Below are 18,937 nucleotides of genomic sequence, written 5' to 3'. Positions count from 1 at the left end.
CCATGCAGCCATGACCCCTCTCGCAGCCGGAATACCCGCGGTGTTGTCCGCGGGCTTTCGTAGGACGCTACGGGGACCGGAGGTGGAGGGCACGAGTGGTGGGTACTCGATTTTAGGGCGGCAGTGCTCGTGCTAGGCGTCCGGCGTGAAGATGTCCTCGATGGTGCAGCCGAAGAGCGAGGCAAGGCGGAAGGCCAGGGGGAGGGAAGGGTCGAAGCGGCCCTTTTCGATGGAAATGACGGTTTGCCGTGAGACTCCCAGTGCGTCCGCCAGTTTTTGCTGCGACCAGCCATGTTCCTTGCGCAGTTCAGGAAGCAGATTTTCCATCCGCTAACCCCGCCTCCGGTTCACTGTGTACCGCACTCCCATGGACAGCATCCCGGCAACAAGCACGGCCAGCAGCGCGACTGGTCCGTCGATGTCCAGCGGCGTCAGGAAGAGCACTGCTGTTCCCAGGCCCGCAAGGGTCAGCAGGTCATGGAAGGCCCCGGCCGCAGACGCGTCGTACCACCGTGACTCTACGGACTCCTCGGGGCGGGCCGCTGCCCCCTTCAGGGAATCCCTGTCCACCAGGAAGGCCCAGGCGAGGGCAGTGAGCGGCAGCATCATGAGTGCTGCCACCACGCCGGCGCCCAGCAGTGGCCGCTGCGGAGAAAAGCCCGCCAGCGTGGCAGCCGCGGCCGCCAGGACGGCGAGGAGGCCCCCAGCGGGAATGGCGGGCACCATCGCAGGCACTGTGCGGGCGCCGAACCGTACCCGCCCCCAGCTGGTCCGTGCCGGGTTCCCCTTGGTGTGTCCGTTGTTCTCCGTCATGTCAGTCCCCCAGTTGTTGTTGGCGATCAATGGAACGAGTGTAAAGGAAGCTTTACTGTAAAGTAAACTTGTCCAGGACCGATGCCCGGTTAGGGTGATGGGATGGCGAGTGTGGGGGCAGTGCTGGAGGCCAGGGAACTGCAGGTGGGCTACGACGGGGCGCCAGTGTGCGGCGGCGTTACCGTTGCCGTGGAACCGGGGGAGGTCCTGGCCGTTGTCGGCATCAACGGCGCCGGTAAGTCCACCGTGGTGCGGACGCTGGCGGGCCGGCAGCTGCCGCTGGCTGGAGACGTACTCATTCACGGGCTTCCCGTGACGCCCGACGCTGTGGGGTTCCGGCGGCAGGTGGCGGCCGTCTTCGACGAGGATGTCTTCTTCCCTGCCCTCACCGTGCGCGAGCACCTTTTGCTTGTGGCGCGGGGCCACGGGGTGCATTCGCCGGAGCAGTCAGCCGACGCCGAACTGGAGTTCTTCGGACTCCTGGACCGGGCGGACGCTGTGCCGGACTCCCTGTCCTCGGGGCAGCGGCGGCGCCTTCTCCTGGCGGCGGGGCTCATCCGGCCCTCGTCACTGCTGATCCTGGATGAGCCCGAGCAGCGGCTTGATCCTGTGATGCGGGACGCCCTGGGCCGGCGGATCCGTGGCCATGCCGAACGCGGCGCGGCCGTTGTCCTGGTGACGCACGATCCCCGGCTCCTTGTGCAGACGGCAACCGGCTGCCTGGTGATAGGCGACGCTGTGGAACTGGTGACCCCTACGCAAGGAGCTGCGGTCATTGCGGGATCCTGAGACAACAACACCCCCGGTGGCAACCAGCCCCGGCTCCGCCGGCGACCCGGACCTGGCCCGCGAAGTTGTGGCTTTTACGCGGCAGGCCACCCGCCGCTACAACCGGGCCCGTTCCAGCTTCCCGGACGTGCTGGCCAATCTCTACTCTGCTGCCCTGGCCCTGGGATGCGCAGCTGCGATCGCAGTGTCTTTTGTTTTTGCGCTGCGTGATGGGATCGCCGGCAGCATGGTCCACAGCAGTCTGGTGGACAGCCGGTGGCACGTGCTGCCCGCGGCCACTCTATGGTTCCTGCTCACCTATGCGGGCCTGGCCGCAATTGCCATCGTGGCGCGAAAACTGGGACCAGTCACAGCAGGACCTGCGGAGGCCGCCTGGTGGCTGCCGCTGCCGCTGGACCGGCGCCCCCTGGTGCTCCCCTCCTTCCTTCGCCGGACCCTGGCAACAGGGCTGGCCGCCGCCGTCGCGTACCTGCCGTTCAGCGTCCTCACCGCCCTGGACCGGCATGCTGCGGCCCACCTTATGGCGGCGGTGACCTTCGGGGCAGTTGCCGTCACCGCCGTCGCCGGAGCCGCCGTCCTGCAGCTGACACCGCAGAACCCGCCACAGTACCCGGCGCTGATGCTGGCCGCCCTTGTGCCGGGGGCGGTCCTGCCGTTCCTGGCCGGAGCGCGGTGGCCGCTGGCCCTTGCGCTGGCGGGCGCTGCAGCTGCGCTCGCGTACGCTGCACCCCGTGCCGGTTTGGTTCCGCGGGCGGAGCTTGTGCGCGGCGGCGCAGTCTCGGGACACGTCCATGCCTCGGTGTTCTTCCTCGAGGCCAATGAACTTCACCGTGCGCTGGCGGTGGCACCGCGGAGCCCCCGGCAACGCCGCCGGGGTGCACGGTTCTTTGCCAGGCCGGTCAGCGGAGCGTTCACCGCCCTTGTCCGCGCCGACATCGTTGCCTTCTTCCGGCTTGGGCCGCCGGTTGCCGGACCGCTGCTGTTCCTTGCCATCTGTGGTGGCGTGGTCCTGATCGACCCCGCCCTGCCTGCCCTGGTGCAGATAGCAGTGCTGGTCATTGCAGGCTGTGCCACGGCGTCCGGGACCGGAACGGTTATCCGGAGGACAGCCCTGATTCCGGAGCTCGATGCCCTGGTGCCCCTGCCGCCTTGGCAGGCGCGGCTAAGCCGGCTCGCGATGCCAACCCTGGCGATGGGCTGCTGGATGGGTGTGCTGACCGCTGGCCTCGCTGCCTTGGGGCCGGCCGGTCCGCTGCTTGTCCCCCTGGGAGTGCTGGCTGGCGCCGGCATGGCTGCCGGTACCCTCCGGGCGGCAACCCGGCCTGCCCCGGACTGGACCAGGCCGCCCGTCGAAACCCCGTTCGGGCCGGTGCCCCGGGACCAGGTTTCCGCACTGCTGCGCGGCACGGACATGACCATCCTGGCGATGATGCCGGTAATGCTCGCACTGTACCTGGGCTTTGTGCACCCGCTGCTGATACCCGCGCAGTTGGCTCTGAGCGCCGGATCGATCCTCTACGAGGTCAGGTTTGGCGGCCGGCCCGCCTAAAGCGGTGGCACGGTGCTGCGGACGACGGCGGGAGGTGCCCTCCGTCGTCGTCCTTTAGCCCTCAGGTACCCTGTTGAGATGGCGCAAGAACTTGCGGACTTGAACGCGGAGGTCATCCTGCTTGCCGGAGCGGGACGGGCCATCCTGCTGCAGCTTGCCGATCCCGGCGTGGGCCGCGGCGTTGCCGAGCACAGCACTTTTACGGACCGTCCCATCAACAGGCTCAAGGGCACCCTGACCTACGTGTATGCCGTCACGTACGGGACCGAGGAGCAGGTCAAAGAGGTCCGCCGCAGGGTAAACCGCGCCCACGTTCCCGTCCGCCGCCGTGCCGATGAAGAAACTCCGGGCTACAACGCCTACGATCCCGAGCTGCAGCTGTGGGTGACCGCAACGCTCTATGACACCGCGCTCACCATCATCGAGAAAATCTACGGGCCGCTCGACGACGAATCCGCCGAGGCCATGTACCGGGACTACGCGAGGCTGGGCACAGCCCTGCAGCTTCCGGCGGATATGTGGCCCAAGGACCGTGCCGCGTTCAGCCGCTACTATGACGCACGCATGGCCAACCTGCGGGCGGGTGACGCCGCCGTACGCGTCGGCCGGGGCCTTTTGTACCCCGAGCATGCTGCGCCCTGGTACCGCGCCATGATGCCCTTCGGCAGGTTCCTCACCGCCGGCCTCCTTCCCGGCCCGCTGCGTAATGACTTCGGCCTGCCGTGGAGCGTGCACCACGAGCGCCGGTTCCACCGCACCATGAAAATCCTCGCTGTGACCTACCCGAAACTGCCGCAGGGCATCCGGCACTGGTTCAAGAACTACTGCCTCGCTGAGTTGGACACATCCTCCCGCCAGCCGGTCCAGGCGTAGCCGGCCGGATCTGGGCGTTCAGGCCGACTCCCGGACCACCAGCTCCGTGGGAATGGTGATGGCGGCGGGCCGTTTGCCGTTGATGACATCAAGGAGCAGGCGGACCATTTCCTCGCTGATCCGCTCGAAGGGCTGGCGGACAGTTGTCAGTGCGGGCGTTGCCGCGGAGGAGGCGCTGATGTCATCGAAGCCGACGACGGCGACGTCTTCCGGTGTCCGTCGTCCCGCCTCGTGCAGCACGTCCAGGGCGCCCAGGGCCATGAGGTCGTTGGCGGCGAAGACAGCATCGAGGTCAGGAGCCCTGCCGAGGAGTTCCCTCATGCCCTTGGCTCCGCTTTCCCTGCTGTAGTCACCGTGGGCGATGAGCGCCTCAGTGAGGTCTTCGCCCTGGTCGTCGCGGTAGGCCTCCAGCCGCCGGATGCCGCCGGAGGTGTCCTGGGGGCCGGTGATGGTGGCGATCCGTTGGCGGCCGGAATCCCGCAGGTAGCGCAGGAGGTCGCGGGCTCCCTCATAGTCATCCGCCGCCACGTAGCCCATCTTCTTTTCGAACCCCAGCGGAATTCCACAGGAGATTGCGGGAATGCCGGCGGAGATGATGTTGGAGATGATGCCCTTGCGGGTTGCATGGGAGGAGACCAGCAGCACGCCGTCCACGTGGCCTCCGGTCAAGAATTCAGTGGCACGGCGCTGCTCGTCGTCGGTGCCCGCCAGGATAAGGACCAGCGGGATGTCGTGGACTGCCAGCGCGTCTGCCGCTCCGCGCAGCAGGACCGCAAAGTTGGGGTCCTCGAACAGGCGGTCATGTGTTTCGGTCAGCAGGAAAGCTACCGAATTCGCCCTGTTGGTGGCCAGGTTCCGCGCATGCGGGTTGACCCGGTAGCCCGTTTTTTTGATGGCGGCGTTCACGGCTTCCAGGGCGGACGGGCTGACCCAGTGACCGCCGTTCAGCACCCTGGAGACCGTTCCGCGTGATACCCCGGCTTCTTTGGCCACGTCGTCGATCTTGGGCCTCGGCCGGGAGGTGGGTTGAGTCATGGTTCACAGCCTATCTAGGACTACGCCTTGACAGCGCCGGCGGCGAGATCTACCCGCCAGTAGCGCTGCAGCAGCAGGAACATGATGACCAGGGGGACGATCGACAGCAGGGCGCCGGCCAGGACCAGGGTGTACAGGGCAGGTGCTGAGGCGCCCTGGTTGAGCAGCCCGTTCAGGCCAACGGTGATCGGGAACAGGTGGTCGTCGCCGAGCATGATGTACGGCAGCATGAAGTTGTTCCAAATGGCCACGAACTGGAAGAGGAAGATGGTCACCAGGCCTGGCAGCATCATGGGGGCCGCAATCCGGTTGAAGATGTACAGTTCCTTGGCACCTTCGGTGCGGGCTGCTTCGATGACGTCTCCCGGGACCGATGCGGCCGCGTAAATCCGGGCGAGGTAGATGCCGTAGGGGCTGATAATCTGCGGCAGGAGCACGGACCAGTAGGTATTGGTCAGGCCGGCCTGGGCGAGCATCAGGTACTGCGGGATGGCCAGGATGACGCCCGGGACAAGCACGCCCATGAGCAGGACCTTGAAGATCCCGGACTTGCCGGGGAAATCGAACTTCGCCAGGACGTAGCCGGAGAGCGCCGAAACCCAGGTGGACATTACCGCCCCCACTCCGGCGTACAGGGCTGTGTTGGCCATCCAGCGCCAGAACAGCCCGTCACGGTACTCGGTGAGGGCCGCGATGTTGTCCCACAGGTGGGTACTGGGCGCCAGCGTGAAGGTGGAAAACAGCTCATTGCCGTCCTTGCTCGCCGCGGCCACTACCCAGATCACGGGGAAGAGACAGTACAGGGCGCCAAGGATCAGGATGCCGGTGGAAAGGTAGCTCGGCTTCTCATGTGCGGAAACTGCGCCGGTTGAACTGCGCGGGGACTTTGCGGCGGCAGTCCGGGCGGGGGCGAGGGTGGTCACGGTCAGTTCTCCTGTCCGAAGGCCCGCTTCTGCACAACGCGCAGGAACAGGAAGGAAATGATGAAGGTGGCGGCGGCGATCACGATGCTGGTGGCGGCAGCCGAGTAGACGTCGTTGCGCGTGAAGGCGTCGCGGTAGACCAGCATCAGCGGTGACCAGCTGGTGGACAGGCTGTTGGCGAGGGGGCGCAGGGTGGTGGGTTCGGCGAAGACCTGCAGCGTGGCAATCATTGAGAACAGGGCTGTCATCACCAGCGAGGGGGCGATGATGGGGATCTTGATCCGCAACGCTGTCTGGATTTCAGAGCAGCCGTCCAGCTTCGCTGCCTCGTAGATCTCGCTGGGCACGGCCTTCAGCGACGTGTACATCACGATCATGTTGAAGCCCACGCCGCCCCAGAGGGCGATGTTGCAGATGGCGAAGGTCACGAGGTTCGGGTCCAGCAGCGAGGGAAGCGCGACGCCGAACTGCCGGGCAAGGAAGTGGAAAGGGCTGACGCCGGGCAGGTACAGGAAGCCCCAGAGGAGTGAGCTGATGACCGCGGGCACGGCGTAGGGAAGGAAGATCGCGGTGCGGGAGAAGCTGCCGGCCCTGGTCCGCCGGGAGTCCAGCAGGAGTGCGAACAGCAGGGCGAAACCGAGCATCAGCGGAATCAGGATGAGGCCGTACAGCAGCACGCGGAGCACACTGCCCAGGAACTCCGGGTCCGTCAGGGCATTGACGTAGTTTTCGAAGCCGGCGAACACCTGGCTCTGGGATCCCTTGCCGAGGCCCAGGCCGCTGACCTTTTTCTTCTGGAAGCTCAGCACCAGCGTGTAGACAATGGGTGCGGCCATGAACACGAGGAAAAGGATGATGCCCGGCGCCAGCATGGCATAGGGGATGAGCACCCGGGATTTGAAGTTCTTTGCCCGCCTGGGGGTTCCGGCTGCGGTATCTGCCGCCGGACCGGGCTTGGTCGCGGTCATTGCCACGGGTGCACTTCCTTGTGTGGATTCCAGCTGTGTGGATTCGAGCTTGGGTGAATTCGAAGGTGGTGCCGGTTCCGGGAGGGTGCCTCAGGGGAGCCCCTCCCGGAACCGGAGTCTGTACTGCCGGGCTGGTGCCGGGAGCTACTTGACGGTGAAGCCGCTCTGCTTCAGGTCATCAACGGTGACCTGCTGCATGGATTCCACGGCGCTGGCGAAGGCGCTCTTCTGCTTTGCCTGGGCTGCCTTGGCGAACTCGTCATTGTAGGCGTTGAAGGCAACGTTGACATTGGGACCGTAGGTGAAGGAACCGACGTTCTGTGCCGCGTCACCCACCACGTCATAGAAGTCGGGCTGGTTGGCGAAGAACTCCGGGGCCTCCGTGAGGGCCGACTTGGCGCCTTCATTGTCGGCCGGGTAGATGCCGGTCTCCTTGACCAGGGCCTTCACTGCTTCGGGGTCCGTGTTCAGCCAGGTGGCGAATTTCGCTGCGGCGTCGGCGTTCTTGGACTGGGTGGTTACCGCGGTGGAGGAACCACCCCAGTTGCCGGTGGAGGGCTTGGAGGCATCCCACTGCGGCATGGGTGCCACCTTCCACTGCCCGGCCGTGGCGCCGGCGTTGCCCGAGAGCACGCCCGGGCCCCAGGCGGCGCTCAGCCAGCCCACCTGCTTGCCGGTGTTCAGCGCAGTGTTCCATTCCGGCGTGTACATCGGCTTGTTGTCGATGGTGCCCTCTTCCACCAGGCCGCCCCAGTACTCCGCAACCTTTTGGGTGGGATCTTCGGCGATGTTCACACTCCAGGCGTCGCCGTCGACACCCCACCAGGAGGCACCTGCCTGCTGGGCCATGCCGGTGAACCAGCCGGCGTCGTTGGAGGAGAAGGTGCCGAGGTAAGCCTCGGGATCAGCGGCATGCACTGCCTTCGCGGCCTGGGCGTATTCTTCCCAGGTGGTGGGAACGGAAAGCCCGAGCTTCTCGAAGATGTCCGCGCGGTAGTAGAACACCATGGGGCCGGTGTCCTGGGGAACAGCGTAGAGGGCGTCGCCGCCGAGCGTCACGGAGTCCCAGACGCCATCGGGGAAGTGGCTCTCGGTCTCATTGGCCTCGGTCCCGGACAGGTCGGCCAGGGCGTCGGCGGCCACCATGGTGGGGATCTTCTGGTATTCGGCCTGGATCAGGTCGGGGGCGCCGCTGCCGGCCTTGACGGCGGTCAGCAGCTTGGTGACGGCCGGATCGCCGCCGTCCTGCTTGTTGACCGTGACATGGATGTTGGGGTTCTTCTCGTTCCAGACCTCCACCACCTTGTCCAGGTTGGGGGCCCAGGCCCAATAGGTCAGTTCCACCTTCTGGTCCGGATCACCTGCTGACCCGCTGGAACCAGTACCCGAAGTACCGGAGCATCCTGCGGTAAGCATCGCGGCCGCGGCGAGCATGGCCACAGCGCCTGCACGAAATGTCTTGCGCATTTCGTCCTCCTTGTCGAAAAGCTATGTCGAAAAGCTGAATTGGTCTGCTGAATCATCACCGCGCATCCGGACCAAGGCCGCATGACTGTGAGCGGTTCCAGTAATTCATAATGCTGTGAGCTATGTCAATAGAGGATTACTCATGGTGTACGCCCTAATCGCTGTGATAGAACTGGGACCGCACACAGTACTAAGGAGAATCCCCCATGACAGACGTCCTTCACCGCGCGGTGCCGCAGACCGCTGCAGCGCCGGAGCGCTCACCTGCGCCCTGGGTCCAGCGGCCGGCCGGCCTTTGCTATGGCGGGGACTACAACCCTGAGCAGTGGCCGCGCGAGGTGTGGGTGGAGGACATCGCGTTGATGAAGGAAGCCGGCATCAACCTGGTCAGCATTGGCATCTTCTCCTGGGTGCTGCTGGAGCCGCGCGAAGGCGAGTATGACTTCGAATGGCTGGACCACCTGATGGATCTCCTGCACGAGGCCGGCATCAGCGTGGATCTGGGCACGCCCACGGCCGCGCCTCCGGCATGGTTCTGGAAAAAGTACCCGCACGCCCGCCCGGTCACGCGGGAGGGCGTCACGCTGGGCAACGGCTCACGGGGCATGGCCAGCCCCAGCTCGCCCGAGTACCGCCGAGCCGCAGCCAACATCACGGAGCAGCTGGCCCGCCGCTACGCCTCACACCCCGCGCTGGTCCTGTGGCACGTGCACAACGAATACGGCGCACCGGTCAGCGACTCCTACGATGACTGCTCCGTGACGGCGTTCCGGGACTGGCTCCGAGCCCGCTACGGGACGCTGGAAAAATTGAACAGCGCCTGGGGCACCCTCTTCTGGGGCCAGAAGTATGGCGAATGGGACGAAATCGACGCGCCCAGGCTCTCCGCCAGCGTGAGCAACCAGTCCCAGCGCCTGGACTTCCGCCGCTTCACCTCGGACGCGCTGCTTGAGTGCTACCTCAACGAGCGGGACGTGATCCGCCGGTACACGCCGGACATTCCCGTCACCACCAACTTCATGGCCACCAACTGCCTCGCGGCCGACTACTGGAAGTGGAGCAAGGAGGTGGACATCGTTGCCAACGACCACTACCTCGTGGCCCAGCGGACGGACAACCACGTCCTGCTCGCCATGGACGCCGATCTCACCCGCTCGCTGGCAGGGAACAAGCCCTGGATGCTGATGGAACACTCAACCGGTGCAGTGAACTGGCAGGGCCGGAACATCGCCAAGCGCCCTGGCGAGCTGGCCCGCAACAGCCTCTCCCACCTGGCCCGCGGCGCGGACGCCGTGATGTTCTTCCAGTTCCGGGCGTCCAGGTTCGGTGCCGAGAAGTTCCACTCCGCCATGCTTCCGCACGCCGGTACCGGCACGCGGATCTGGCGTGAAGTGCTGGACCTGGGCGATGACCTGAAGAAGCTCGCCGCCGCCAAGGGGTCCACGGTGACGTCCCGCGTCGCCATCCTTTGGGACGTGGAGTCCTTCTGGGCGCAGGACCTGGAATGGCGGCCCAGCAGCGATCTTGACCACCGTGAACGTATCGAGGCGTACTACACAGCCCTCTGGCAGGCCGGCATCAGCACTGACTTCGCACACCCGGAAGCGGACCTTTCCGGCTACGATCTGGTAGTCGCCCCGGCCCTCTACCTGGTGGGCGACAAGGCTGCTGCCAACCTCAAGAACTACGTGCGGGATGGCGGCAACCTGCTGGTGTCCTACTTTTCCGGCGTCGTGGATGCCAATGACACGGTTCCGGCCGGTGCCTCGCCGGGAGCACTGCGCGAGGTGCTGGGCCTGGAAATCCATGAGTTCCTGCCGCTCCGCGAGGACGAGACCGTTGCCCTCAGCAGCGGTGCCGCGGGCAGCGTCTGGACGGAGGAAATCCATCCCGGTACGGCAGCGGTCATCAGCCATTACGTGGATGGACCGGCGGCATCACGGCCTGCCGTCACCCGCAATGACTTCGGTGAGGGATCCGCCTGGTATGTCTCCACCAGGATCGACGGTGGGGACCTCGCCGCCGTGGTGCTTGACGCCGTCGAAAGCGCCGGGATTGAGGCGGCGCCGCGGCCACCGGCCGGGCTGGAAGTTGCGTCCCGGAACAACGGGCCGGACACCTTCACCTTCCTGATCAACCACGCAGATTCCGACGCCGAATACCCGGCCGCCGGACGCGACCTCCTCAGCGGCGAACCTGTCAGCGGGACGGCCATGGTCCCGGCAGGGACTGTCCGCGTCATCCACTCCAGCACGGCGGAGGTTTAGGGCATGCCAACAGCCACAGAAGAATACGTCGACGTCAGGGTCACCAGCGCCGGCGAGATGGAGGACCGGCTGAATTCCGCGGTCCAGGAACTTCAGGTGATCGCAACCCGCACCCGGACACACGGAATCCTGGTCACGCGCCTCAATCCGGGCCACTTCCGCGTTTCCCTCAGTGACCGGGTGCCGTTCGGCCTGACCCGGGAACTAACCAGCTAAGCACACCCCCGCCCATGGGCCGATGGCCTGTGGGTGGGGGAAGGCTTTGACGTGACGGTCGGCACTGCCTATACTCGTTATGAAACGATTCAAAAACAGACGCGGCGCGACGGATATGCGCAGCCGGAAGAGTGCCAGCGTCCCTGATCCACCAGACAATCCGGAATTGACTTTCCGGTTCCTTGCCAATGACGAGAAGGATGTCAGCGACATGAGCATCACCACCACCGGAAACGGCCGGCCGGCCCTCAACGCCGGCATCAAAGGCAGGGATCCCAGGAAGGCCGCCATGAGCGGCTGGATTGGCGGCGCGCTGGAGTACTACGACTTCGCGCTGTACGGCCTGGCGGCGACGCTGATCTTTCCGGCTCTCTTCTTCCCCTCCGAGAACCCCACCGTTGCGATCATCGCCTCGTTGGCCACCTATGCCGTAGGTTACGTTTCCCGTCCCGTCGGAGCCATTGTCCTGGGCGCATACGGTGACAGGCACGGGCGCAAGAACGTCCTGGTCCTGGCGATGCTGCTGATGGGCTTCGCGACGTTCGCCGTCGGGCTCCTGCCCACGTACGGACAGGTCGGTATCCTCGCCCCCATCCTGCTGGTGGTCCTCCGCCTGATCCAGGGGTTTGCGGTGGCAGGCGAACTGGGCGGCGCCAGCGCCATGATCGTTGAGCACTCACCTGACGCCCGGCGCGGCTTCTTCGCAAGCTTCAGCCTTCAAGGCACGCAGGTGGGATCCATCCTGGCCACCGGCGTCCTGCTGCCGCTGGCGGCACTGCTCCCGGAAGACCAGTTCCAGGCCTGGGGCTGGCGCATTCCCTTCCTGCTCAGCGCCTTCGTAATCCTTGCCGGCTACATCATCCGGCGGCGGGTCCAGGAGCCCCCGGCCTACCTGGCGCAGTCGGAAGCCGGCACAGTGAAGCGGCGGTTCCCGCTTGTTGACCTGCTGCGCACGCACCCGCGCGTCATGATCCTGTGCGTCATCATGACGTTCACCAATGTGGTGGGCATGGCGACCCTCATCTTCGGCGTCTCCTATGCGACCCAGGAGGGCTACGGTATTGGCTTCTCCAGCAGCCAGTTCCTCTGGGTAACCCTTGTGGCCAACCTCGCCGCAGTAGCGACGATCCCGTTCTTCGGTGCCCTGTCCGACCGGATCGGGCGGCGGGTGCTGATGGTGGCCGGCGGAATTGGGGGCGGCCTGATGTCGGGGGCCTACCTGTGGGCCATCGACCAGAAAAGCCTGTTCCTGGTCTTTGTCTGTGTCGTGATTGTCCAGGGCGTCTTCTTCCAAATGTGGAACGCAACTTTTGCCACGTTCTTCCAGGAGCAGTTCCCCACGCGGATCCGTGTCACCGGCTTCGCAGTGTCGCAGAACGTCGGCCTCATGATCGCGTCGTTCTTCCCGAGCATCTTCACGGCGGTGGCTCCTCCCGGGTCCGCAAACGTTCCGGTGGTCATCGGGCTCATCACCTTCGGGATTTGCCTCGTGGCAGCGGCTGCCACCTTCCTGTCCTCTGACACGAAGGGCAAATCGCTCGAGGACCTCGACGTACAGAAGCACTGACAAGCCACGCCAAAAGCCGCGCCTGCCGTAATGGGCAGACGCGGCTTTTTGCGTGCAGGGGTCAGCGTTTGAGGCCGGGATCCGGAGCGAATTCCTGCAGTGCCGGAAGGGCACGGCCGTCAAAGCCGAACATTGCCTGGTTTTCCCATGCGTTGCCGGTGGTGGGGTCTGCGGGATCCCACCCGTTGCCCGGAACCGCTGTCCACGCCGGCTCCCAGGAGACAACGCCGAGACCACGTCCACCGGGTGCAGAAGCCACGACGTCCTGGACTGCACGAAAGTTGGCTGCCTGTCCTTCGGGGGTGGCCGGGTAGCCGGGGATGAGCTGGCCTTCCCGGGCTATGACGTTCTCCCACGGATCAACCGCGTTGTCAGCGAGCGTGAACGGGTAGGAGTTTTCCACCACGATCACGTTTCGGTCATAGCGGGCGGACAGGGTGGTGATGGCGTTCTGCAGGTCAGCCATGGACCCGTGCCAGTAGCCGTAGTAGGACAGCCCGATCGTGTCGAACTGCACGCCCCTCTTGGTGACCTCGTCGTACCACCAGGTCAGTCCGCCGATTCCGTTGTTGATGTTGGTCAGATGCAGGATGACATCCGTCTGGGCGTTGACGTCCTTGGTGGCCCGCGCCCCGGCCGAGAGGAACAATGCCAGGTTGTCCCACTGTGCTCCCTTGACGTCGTCCTGGGGGTTGACGTCCCACGTCTGGCCAAGGGGCCACAGCATGCCCGGATTGATCTCGTTGCCCACCTGCACCGAGTCCGCCGTCGCACCGGCGTTCTCCAATGCAGTCAGCACCTCAGTGGTGTGCGCATACACGGCGTCCGCCACGGCCTGGGGGCTGAGGCCCACCCAGGCCGCGGGCATGCCCTGGGCGCCGGGGTCGGTCCAGCGGTCACTGTAGTGGAAGTCAACGAGGACCTTCATGCCGGCGGCCTTGGCGCGCTTGGCCGTGGCCACCACTTCGTCCGTGGTGTTGTAGCCGTCGGCGGGGTTGACCCACACCTTGAGCCTTACGAGGTTGGCTCCGGCATCCGCGAAGGCCTGCACGGCGTCCACGGGGCGGCCGTTCGCGTCGAAGTAGGCCGCGCCCATGTCCTCGTTCTTGGCGAGGTTGGAAAGGTCGGCACCGCGGATGGCGCGCTGTACAGATCCGGGCGTCAGCGTGACGTCATCCACCACTGCCCAGTCGCCGGCCTTGCCGCGGGTTTCGATGACAATCTCGCACCCGGTCTTCGTCACGTAAGCGTCGGCGGAGATCTGAAGCCATGCGCCGTCCTGCGCTGTGGACGGAAGGACCGTCCCGCCGTCGACACCGCAGTTCCTCAGCCCGATCCGGGAAGCACCAAGTGTCCCCTCAGCCTTGACCCGTGCGGACACCGTCCACCAGCCCTCGGCGAGGGTGCCGGTTTTCTGGCGCAGGTTCACGGTGCCGTCGGCAACAAGGCGCTGGCTCAGCTGCGGATTGCCGGACTCTGCCACGTTGGTGGACAGCGGGTCGCCCGTGGCCTTCCATCCCGCCAGGCCCTGGGAAAAGTCTCCGTTGACGACGGCGGCACCGCCTTGGGTACGGGGAGTCTCCGCGACGGCGGGGGTGACTCCTGCGGGCAGCGATACGACAGCGAGGAGCGAGGCCGCTACCACTGCCGATGGGCGGTTCCGGTTCCTTGCGCGGTGGATCTTCGGGTGGTGTTGTTTCATGTCGTCCTCCATGACGGTATGAAGTGGAAGCTGGTCCGCAGCCAAGGCGAGCCCGACGAACCGTGTGCGCTCCCAGTTCTAGCACAAGCAGCAGCGCCTGCACAGAGAGGTTCATTCGACTGAGTTAGAGGAGTTTTGGGTGACTGAGCTGTAATCGCTCCCAGTAGTTTCGCGCTATTCCGCAGTCGCGGTGAGCCACCGGTGAAGGGAGTCGTTGAACTGCGCGGGCCGGGCAAGGGGCAGGCCGTGCCGGGCCCCGTGGTGGATGTGCAGCGTGCTGTTCGGGAATTCCGTGTGGACGGACTCCATGTCGCGCAGAAGCCGTGCGTCCTCCCGGTCTCCGGCCATCAGGAGGACCGGCCTGGAAGAAGCGCGTACCGTGGCCGGAACAGTGAACGAGAAGTTTGCGCGGATCAGGTTCCTGACTGTTCTGGCAGATATGGACCGTGACAGTGCGTAGTAGTCCTCGAAGAGTGCCGGGGGAACGGACAGTTCGGCAGCCTGTGCCTTGGCGAAGCGACGGTTCCTGGATAACGGGGCGGCTCCGGCCGCCACCAGGCCAAGGGCACCAGCTCCACGCCACGGCTGCAGGAGGGAGCTCACCACCACAAGACGGTCCACAAGATTCGGGTAGGACGCTGCCAGTTGAACGGCTGTCTGCCCGCCGAGAGAAAAGCCGATGACAGTGACGGGCCGGGGCTGCTCCGCCCGCCCAACCTGGCGGGCCACGTCTTCTGCTGCCTCCAGGTGGGTGGAGAAAACGCTCCGGGCATGGGTGTCATGGCCGGGAAGGACAGGAGTGAGGACAGTAAAATCCGGGGAGAAACAGTCAACCTGGTGCCCCCACATCCAGGGACCTGCCCCGCCGCCGTGAATAAAAACGAGGGTGGAACGTTCCCCCTTGGGCTCCGGACTCATGCAACCAGTCTTCCAGAAGTGCCGCGCCCACCCGCGGCCCCCAAGGCCACCGGCATTCGGTACATCGGGATGATACTGAAGCGCGGAGGCAACTCATTCAGAAACCACGGGGAAGGACATCCGGTTTATGGAAAACGCCGGGCAGCACCACAAGGAGCGGTTGGGCAGTAATGGCTGGACCGACGTCCTGCGTATCGGGAATACAGTGCGCAGGCCTGTCCGGCCGTTCACTGCGACAGTGCACGCGTTTCTCACGCACCTGCACGAGCAGGGATTCGAAGGGGCACCGGTACCCCTCGGTTATGACGCGGAAGGCCGCGAAGTCCTCACGTACATCCCCGGTGAGGTGCCGGTGGAGCCCCTGCCGGAATCCGCCGCGGCTGACCACCACCTGACGGACCTGGCCCGGCTGGTCAGGCGCCTGCATGACGCTGCCGAAGGATGGGTTCCTCCGCCGGACGCCGTGTTCGGGACGCTCCCGGGGACCCCGCCTCCGGGGGTTGAACCCCTGTTTCTGGAACCGGAGCTCGTCTCACACCAGGATTACTGCCCGGGGAACGTGGTGTTCCAGGAAGGCAGGCCGGCGGCGCTGATCGACTTCGACCTGGCCAGGCCCACCACCCGGGTCGCAGACGTTGCCAATGCGCTTTACTGGTGGGCGCCGCTGCTGGATCCGCGGGACCGCAGTCCGGCGTTCCGCAGCATGGACGTCCCGCACCGCGTGAGGTTGTTTGCCGATGCCTATGGAATGAGTGCCGGGCAAAGAAGCCAGGTGGTTGATGCCGCGATCCGCCGTCAACGGAATTCGGCGCTGACCATGAAGGCTGCAGCCGAGGCTGACCCGGTCTTCCGCCGGTGGTGGGACCAGGGGCTCAAGGACAGGCTCCCCAGGGCCGGGACATGGCTGGCTGAGAATGCCGGCGCACTGAGGAAAGCCCTCCTATAAACCGGGTACCTGGACGGAACACGAACATACCGGCTGGCCTTAAGCTGCGGTGCCCAGCCGTGGGTCGCCCAGCCTCGACGAGATGGCGGAGCCCAGCAGCAGCACCCGGAAAGTCCGCTCGGTGGCTTCGCGCAGCAGCGTTGCCCCCTCCGCCACGGCAGTGTCCAGGTCCATGGGAATGGGGATGATCCCGGCGATTGCGTCGATGCCTGCGGCATGGACATCGCTCGAATCCTTGCCAATGGAGCCTGCAAGAGCCAGCACTGGAACACCCGCCGCCTGGGCCCGCCGGGCCACCTCTGCCGGTACCTTGCCGCGGGGAGTCTGGAGATCGATGGCACCCTCGGCCGGGCCATGTAGTCGCCCACGATGACTTCATGGTGCGCTTCGGCCGCCCGCGCCCCGCCGTGGTGCACTTGATGGCCGATGTACCCCTCCCGGCCAAGGATCAAGGTAAGCTTGCTTACTAATTTCAGGTTGATGCAAGGAAGGCCGGAAGCCATGGTTGCAGGCAAGAATCCGCCCCCCTCGGGTGCGGCTAGGGCGGGTGTGGCCAAACCGGCTGCCACCGGGGCCAGTGTGACGGGCGTGCCGGGCGAAGTCCACCAGGACCGCTATGTCGGCGGGCAGGACCTCACCCGGTGGGACACTACGCCCGGCCGGCTCCTGGCCTCCCTCGCCCGGCGTGCCAGCGCCCTCATCGGTTCCCACGGCGTGCTGCTCCTCACGCTTGCTGTCGGGGCCGTCCTGGCAGTTTCCCTTGCCGCGGTTTTCGCGGAGGTTTACGAATCCGTTGTCGAAGCCGACGGTGTGGCCGGGCTCGACCATCCCGTCCTGGATGGCGCGAAGACCTTCAGGTCCCCTGGCCTGGACGTCCTCATCACTGCCTACACGGATGTTGGCGGAACTGTCGGCATGCCCGTGCTGGCCCTGGTCGTGATGGGTGCGCTCGCGTTGAAACGGCGTTCCTGGACGCCTGTCATCCTGATGCTCGTTGCCGGTCTCGGCTCCCTGCTGATGACCGTCGCCGGCAAGGAACTGGTGGGCAGGACCAGGCCGGACCTGGCAGATGCCGTGCCGCCGTACGAATATTCCGCCTCATTCCCCAGCGGGCACTCACTGAACTCAGCAGTGATCGCCGGAATTGTGGCGTACCTGGTCATCCTCCGCCTGAAATCTGCCCGTGCCCGGATATTGACGATCGTGGCGGCGGCAGTCTTTGCCGCCACGATGGGGCTAAGCCGCGTCTACCTGGGACACCATTGGCTTACCGATGTACTCGGTGCCTGGGCGCTGGGAGCCGCCTGGCTGGCGTTGGTCATTACCGCGCACAGGCTCTACCTCACCACCAGGGTTCATCCGCCTGTGCAGGCCTAGCGGCACTCGAAGACAACCATGGTGACCCGCTGATAGGGGAGTGCCCTTGTCTCTGCGCACCCTGCCGCCGCGAAGGCCGAAAAATCGTTCGGTGCACCCTTACCGTCGCCGACGAACCAGACTTCCCCCAGTCCTGCGAGCTGCTCGGCGGTGACTGCCCTGTTCTCGCCCCACAGCGTCCCTGAATCTCCGGGGCTTTCCTGGAGGGAGAGGTCCTTCACGCCGTCGAAGTCCTCCGGATAGGCGAGGGCCATGTCGCGAAGGTGCGGGTGCAGATAGACGATGGCTGCCGGCTTTCCTGGGGCGTCGTCCACGAGATCCGCGAGCTGCCGCTCCGTGTCCGGCGGTTCGTTGATGACGCTCTTGAGGGTGAGCTGGGGAACGAGGCTGGCCAAGGCCAGCGCAGCAACGACAACGTACTTCACCCACGTTCGGCCAGCCGGCAGGTGGCTTATGCCGAGGCCCACCAGGAGGGCGAAGGCCGGTGCAGTGAACGTGAGGTAGCGGGCGACGTATACCGGCTGCGCTGCAACGCTCACCAGCAGCAGCCCGGCCATTGGTACGGCCACACTCGCCAGTCCCAAAACTGCCAGGGGCCGCAGGGCTGGATTACGGGTTGCAGCCCGCAAACCCCACACCACGAGGCTGATTTCCAGGACGCCGAGCAGCACCACAAAGCCAAGGACCCATTGCGGAGGAAGGTTTTCCGTCGGCCTGTCATCACCGTAGAAGAACTGCTTGACGGCGGCCGTCATCAGGTTCTGGGCAAGGGACCGGTCCTGGATCCAGTCCACCTGGGCCTTCTGGCCCAGGGCGTACAACAGGAAGGGCAGGACCACAGCCCCCACTGCCGCGCTGGCGGCCAGCGTGGCGATGGGCCGGCGCTTGAGGAAAAGCGCCGCGGCGGCGTGGGAGGCCACGGCCAGGGCAAAGAACATGAACATCCAGATGCCCAGCACCGCGCACACCCCGTACAACAGCCAGTCACCCACCCTGTTTGACTGCCAGGCCCGGATCAGCAGGAGGGTCAGGGCAACCGCGAACAGGGCAGTGAAGGCGGACTGCCGTGCCTCCGTTCCTGCCCAGACCATCCGGGGAAGCAGTGCCAGGACAAACCCGGCAGCCAGGCCAATACGGGCCGAGCCAAGCTTCCGTCCGATGACGACCGTTCCGGCGCATGCCAGGGCCACCGCGACCGCTGAGGGCAGCCTCATGGCCAGTTCCGAAAACCCGAAAACCGACGTCCAATAGTGCATCAGGAAGTAATAGAGCCCGTGGACGGCGTCCACCGACTGCAGGAGCATCAGCAGCTGTCCGGGTGACCTGCCGGCTGCGGAAATAGTGGCCACTTCGTCGTCCCAGAAGGATGGGACCCAGGAACCGATGAAAGCGGCGCAAAAGGCCAGCAGGCCGATCGCCGTTGGTGCTGCCCATGGCCGGCCATGGCCGGACGGCGGGTTTACCCCTTTGCTCCCTTGCAGGTGTCGGGGGGCGTGGGACATGGCGGACGGGACAGCAGGCATCCCA

At 65.5% G+C, this 18,937-nt stretch carries 18 protein-coding genes; 8 read left to right on the top strand and 10 right to left on the bottom strand.

Annotation, left to right across the window (positions count from 1 at the left end; translation table 11 throughout):
- Positions 1–132: 132 nt before the first annotated feature.
- Both CXX84_RS07050 and CXX84_RS07045 read right to left on the bottom strand, forming a co-directional pair.
- On the bottom strand, positions 133–327 hold the full coding sequence (locus CXX84_RS07050) for a helix-turn-helix transcriptional regulator (RefSeq protein WP_102975995.1): 195 nt from the start codon (positions 325–327) through the stop codon (positions 133–135).
- A 3-nt stretch (positions 328–330) separates the two neighbouring features.
- Positions 331–843, bottom strand: a complete 513-nt coding sequence (locus CXX84_RS07045) for a hypothetical protein (protein ID WP_223253008.1) — start codon at positions 841–843, stop codon at positions 331–333.
- A gap of 81 nt (positions 844–924) precedes the next feature.
- On the opposite strand from CXX84_RS07045, the gene CXX84_RS07040 reads away from it, so the two are divergent.
- The 3 genes from CXX84_RS07040 to CXX84_RS07030 all read left to right on the top strand — a co-directional run bounded on the left by CXX84_RS07040 (position 925) and on the right by CXX84_RS07030 (position 4,024).
- On the top strand, positions 925–1,602 hold the full coding sequence (locus CXX84_RS07040) for an ABC transporter ATP-binding protein (protein WP_102975993.1): 678 nt from the start codon (positions 925–927) through the stop codon (positions 1,600–1,602).
- A gap of 16 nt (positions 1,603–1,618) precedes the next feature.
- Entirely contained in the window at positions 1,619–3,151 is a 1,533-nt protein-coding gene (locus tag CXX84_RS07035) for a DUF6297 family protein (protein WP_102976245.1), read from the top strand.
- A 78-nt stretch (positions 3,152–3,229) separates the two neighbouring features.
- Complete coding sequence (locus CXX84_RS07030; RefSeq protein ID WP_102975992.1) at positions 3,230–4,024, top strand: oxygenase MpaB family protein; 795 nt, start codon at positions 3,230–3,232, stop codon at positions 4,022–4,024.
- A gap of 18 nt (positions 4,025–4,042) precedes the next feature.
- Here CXX84_RS07030 and CXX84_RS07025 read toward each other — a convergent pair whose 3' ends face one another.
- The 4 genes from CXX84_RS07025 to CXX84_RS07010 form a co-directional block, all read right to left on the bottom strand.
- Entirely contained in the window at positions 4,043–5,059 is a 1,017-nt protein-coding gene (locus CXX84_RS07025; RefSeq protein ID WP_102975991.1) for a LacI family DNA-binding transcriptional regulator, read from the bottom strand.
- A gap of 20 nt (positions 5,060–5,079) precedes the next feature.
- The gene (locus CXX84_RS07020) at positions 5,080–5,982 is read right to left on the bottom strand and encodes a carbohydrate ABC transporter permease (RefSeq protein WP_102975990.1); all 903 of its coding nucleotides are present in this window, start codon (positions 5,980–5,982) and stop codon (positions 5,080–5,082) included.
- Positions 5,983–5,984: 2 nt separating this feature from the next.
- Positions 5,985–6,950, bottom strand: coding sequence for a carbohydrate ABC transporter permease (locus CXX84_RS07015; RefSeq protein WP_102975989.1), 966 nt, complete (start codon positions 6,948–6,950; stop codon positions 5,985–5,987).
- 144 nt (positions 6,951–7,094) lie between these two features.
- Positions 7,095–8,417, bottom strand: a complete 1,323-nt coding sequence (locus CXX84_RS07010; protein WP_102975988.1) for an ABC transporter substrate-binding protein — start codon at positions 8,415–8,417, stop codon at positions 7,095–7,097.
- Between the two features lie 206 nt (positions 8,418–8,623).
- Here CXX84_RS07010 and CXX84_RS07005 point away from each other — a divergent pair, with 206 nt between their 5' ends.
- The 3 genes from CXX84_RS07005 to CXX84_RS06995 all read left to right on the top strand — a co-directional run bounded on the left by CXX84_RS07005 (position 8,624) and on the right by CXX84_RS06995 (position 12,467).
- Positions 8,624–10,684: a beta-galactosidase gene (locus CXX84_RS07005; protein ID WP_102975987.1), complete on the top strand. Its 2,061-nt coding sequence runs from the start codon at positions 8,624–8,626 to the stop codon at positions 10,682–10,684.
- 3 nt (positions 10,685–10,687) lie between these two features.
- On the top strand, positions 10,688–10,900 hold the full coding sequence (locus CXX84_RS07000) for a hypothetical protein (RefSeq protein ID WP_102975986.1): 213 nt from the start codon (positions 10,688–10,690) through the stop codon (positions 10,898–10,900).
- A 211-nt stretch (positions 10,901–11,111) separates the two neighbouring features.
- Complete coding sequence (locus CXX84_RS06995) at positions 11,112–12,467, top strand: MFS transporter (RefSeq protein ID WP_102976244.1); 1,356 nt, start codon at positions 11,112–11,114, stop codon at positions 12,465–12,467.
- Positions 12,468–12,528: 61 nt separating this feature from the next.
- On the opposite strand, the gene CXX84_RS06990 is transcribed toward CXX84_RS06995, so the two are convergent.
- Positions 12,529–14,169, bottom strand: coding sequence for an arabinogalactan endo-beta-1,4-galactanase (locus CXX84_RS06990; protein WP_102975985.1), 1,641 nt, complete (start codon positions 14,167–14,169; stop codon positions 12,529–12,531).
- 174 nt (positions 14,170–14,343) lie between these two features.
- Entirely contained in the window at positions 14,344–15,087 is a 744-nt protein-coding gene (locus CXX84_RS06985; RefSeq protein ID WP_102975984.1) for an alpha/beta fold hydrolase, read from the bottom strand.
- Between the two features lie 127 nt (positions 15,088–15,214).
- On the opposite strand from CXX84_RS06985, the gene CXX84_RS06980 reads away from it, so the two are divergent.
- On the top strand, positions 15,215–16,033 hold the full coding sequence (locus tag CXX84_RS06980) for a phosphotransferase enzyme family protein (RefSeq protein WP_102975983.1): 819 nt from the start codon (positions 15,215–15,217) through the stop codon (positions 16,031–16,033).
- A gap of 39 nt (positions 16,034–16,072) precedes the next feature.
- Here CXX84_RS06980 and CXX84_RS06975 read toward each other — a convergent pair whose 3' ends face one another.
- On the bottom strand, positions 16,073–16,369 hold the full coding sequence (locus tag CXX84_RS06975) for a glycerate kinase (RefSeq protein ID WP_102975982.1): 297 nt from the start codon (positions 16,367–16,369) through the stop codon (positions 16,073–16,075).
- Between the two features lie 213 nt (positions 16,370–16,582).
- Between CXX84_RS06975 and CXX84_RS06970 the strand changes: the two genes are divergently transcribed.
- Positions 16,583–17,410: a phosphatase PAP2 family protein gene (locus CXX84_RS06970; RefSeq protein WP_223253006.1), complete on the top strand. Its 828-nt coding sequence runs from the start codon at positions 16,583–16,585 to the stop codon at positions 17,408–17,410.
- Here the strand turns inward: CXX84_RS06970 and CXX84_RS06965 are convergent.
- Entirely contained in the window at positions 17,407–18,933 is a 1,527-nt protein-coding gene (locus CXX84_RS06965) for a glycosyltransferase family 39 protein (protein ID WP_102975980.1), read from the bottom strand. The genes CXX84_RS06970 and CXX84_RS06965 overlap by 4 nt on opposite strands.
- Positions 18,934–18,937: the final 4 nt, after the last annotated feature.

Origin of the sequence: Arthrobacter sp. AFG7.2, from assembly GCF_002892835.1 — a bacterium.
Lineage (GTDB): Bacteria > Actinomycetota > Actinomycetes > Actinomycetales > Micrococcaceae > Arthrobacter.
Note: the sequence above shows the minus strand (reverse complement) of the source record. Positions and strands in the feature narration are given on the sequence as shown.

Bases quoted from the DNA above. Each gene is read 5' to 3' on its own strand.
- CXX84_RS07050 (WP_102975995.1), bottom strand. From the start codon at position 327: ATGGAAAATCTGCTTCCTGAACTGCGCAAGGAACATGGCTGGTCGCAG.
- CXX84_RS07030 (WP_102975992.1), top strand. From the start codon at position 3,230: ATGGCGCAAGAACTTGCGGACTTGAACGCGGAGGTCATCCTGCTTGCC.
- CXX84_RS07025 (WP_102975991.1), bottom strand. From the start codon at position 5,059: ATGACTCAACCCACCTCCCGGCCGAGGCCCAAGATCGACGACGTGGCC.
- CXX84_RS07015 (WP_102975989.1), bottom strand. From the start codon at position 6,950: ATGACCGCGACCAAGCCCGGTCCGGCGGCAGATACCGCAGCCGGAACC.
- CXX84_RS07010 (WP_102975988.1), bottom strand. From the start codon at position 8,417: ATGCGCAAGACATTTCGTGCAGGCGCTGTGGCCATGCTCGCCGCGGCC.
- CXX84_RS07005 (WP_102975987.1), top strand. From the start codon at position 8,624: ATGACAGACGTCCTTCACCGCGCGGTGCCGCAGACCGCTGCAGCGCCG.
- CXX84_RS07000 (WP_102975986.1), top strand. From the start codon at position 10,688: ATGCCAACAGCCACAGAAGAATACGTCGACGTCAGGGTCACCAGCGCC.
- CXX84_RS06995 (WP_102976244.1), top strand. From the start codon at position 11,112: ATGAGCATCACCACCACCGGAAACGGCCGGCCGGCCCTCAACGCCGGC.
- CXX84_RS06990 (WP_102975985.1), bottom strand. From the start codon at position 14,169: ATGAAACAACACCACCCGAAGATCCACCGCGCAAGGAACCGGAACCGC.
- CXX84_RS06985 (WP_102975984.1), bottom strand. From the start codon at position 15,087: ATGAGTCCGGAGCCCAAGGGGGAACGTTCCACCCTCGTTTTTATTCAC.
- CXX84_RS06980 (WP_102975983.1), top strand. From the start codon at position 15,215: ATGGAAAACGCCGGGCAGCACCACAAGGAGCGGTTGGGCAGTAATGGC.
- CXX84_RS06965 (WP_102975980.1), bottom strand. From the start codon at position 18,933: ATGCCTGCTGTCCCGTCCGCCATGTCCCACGCCCCCCGACACCTGCAA.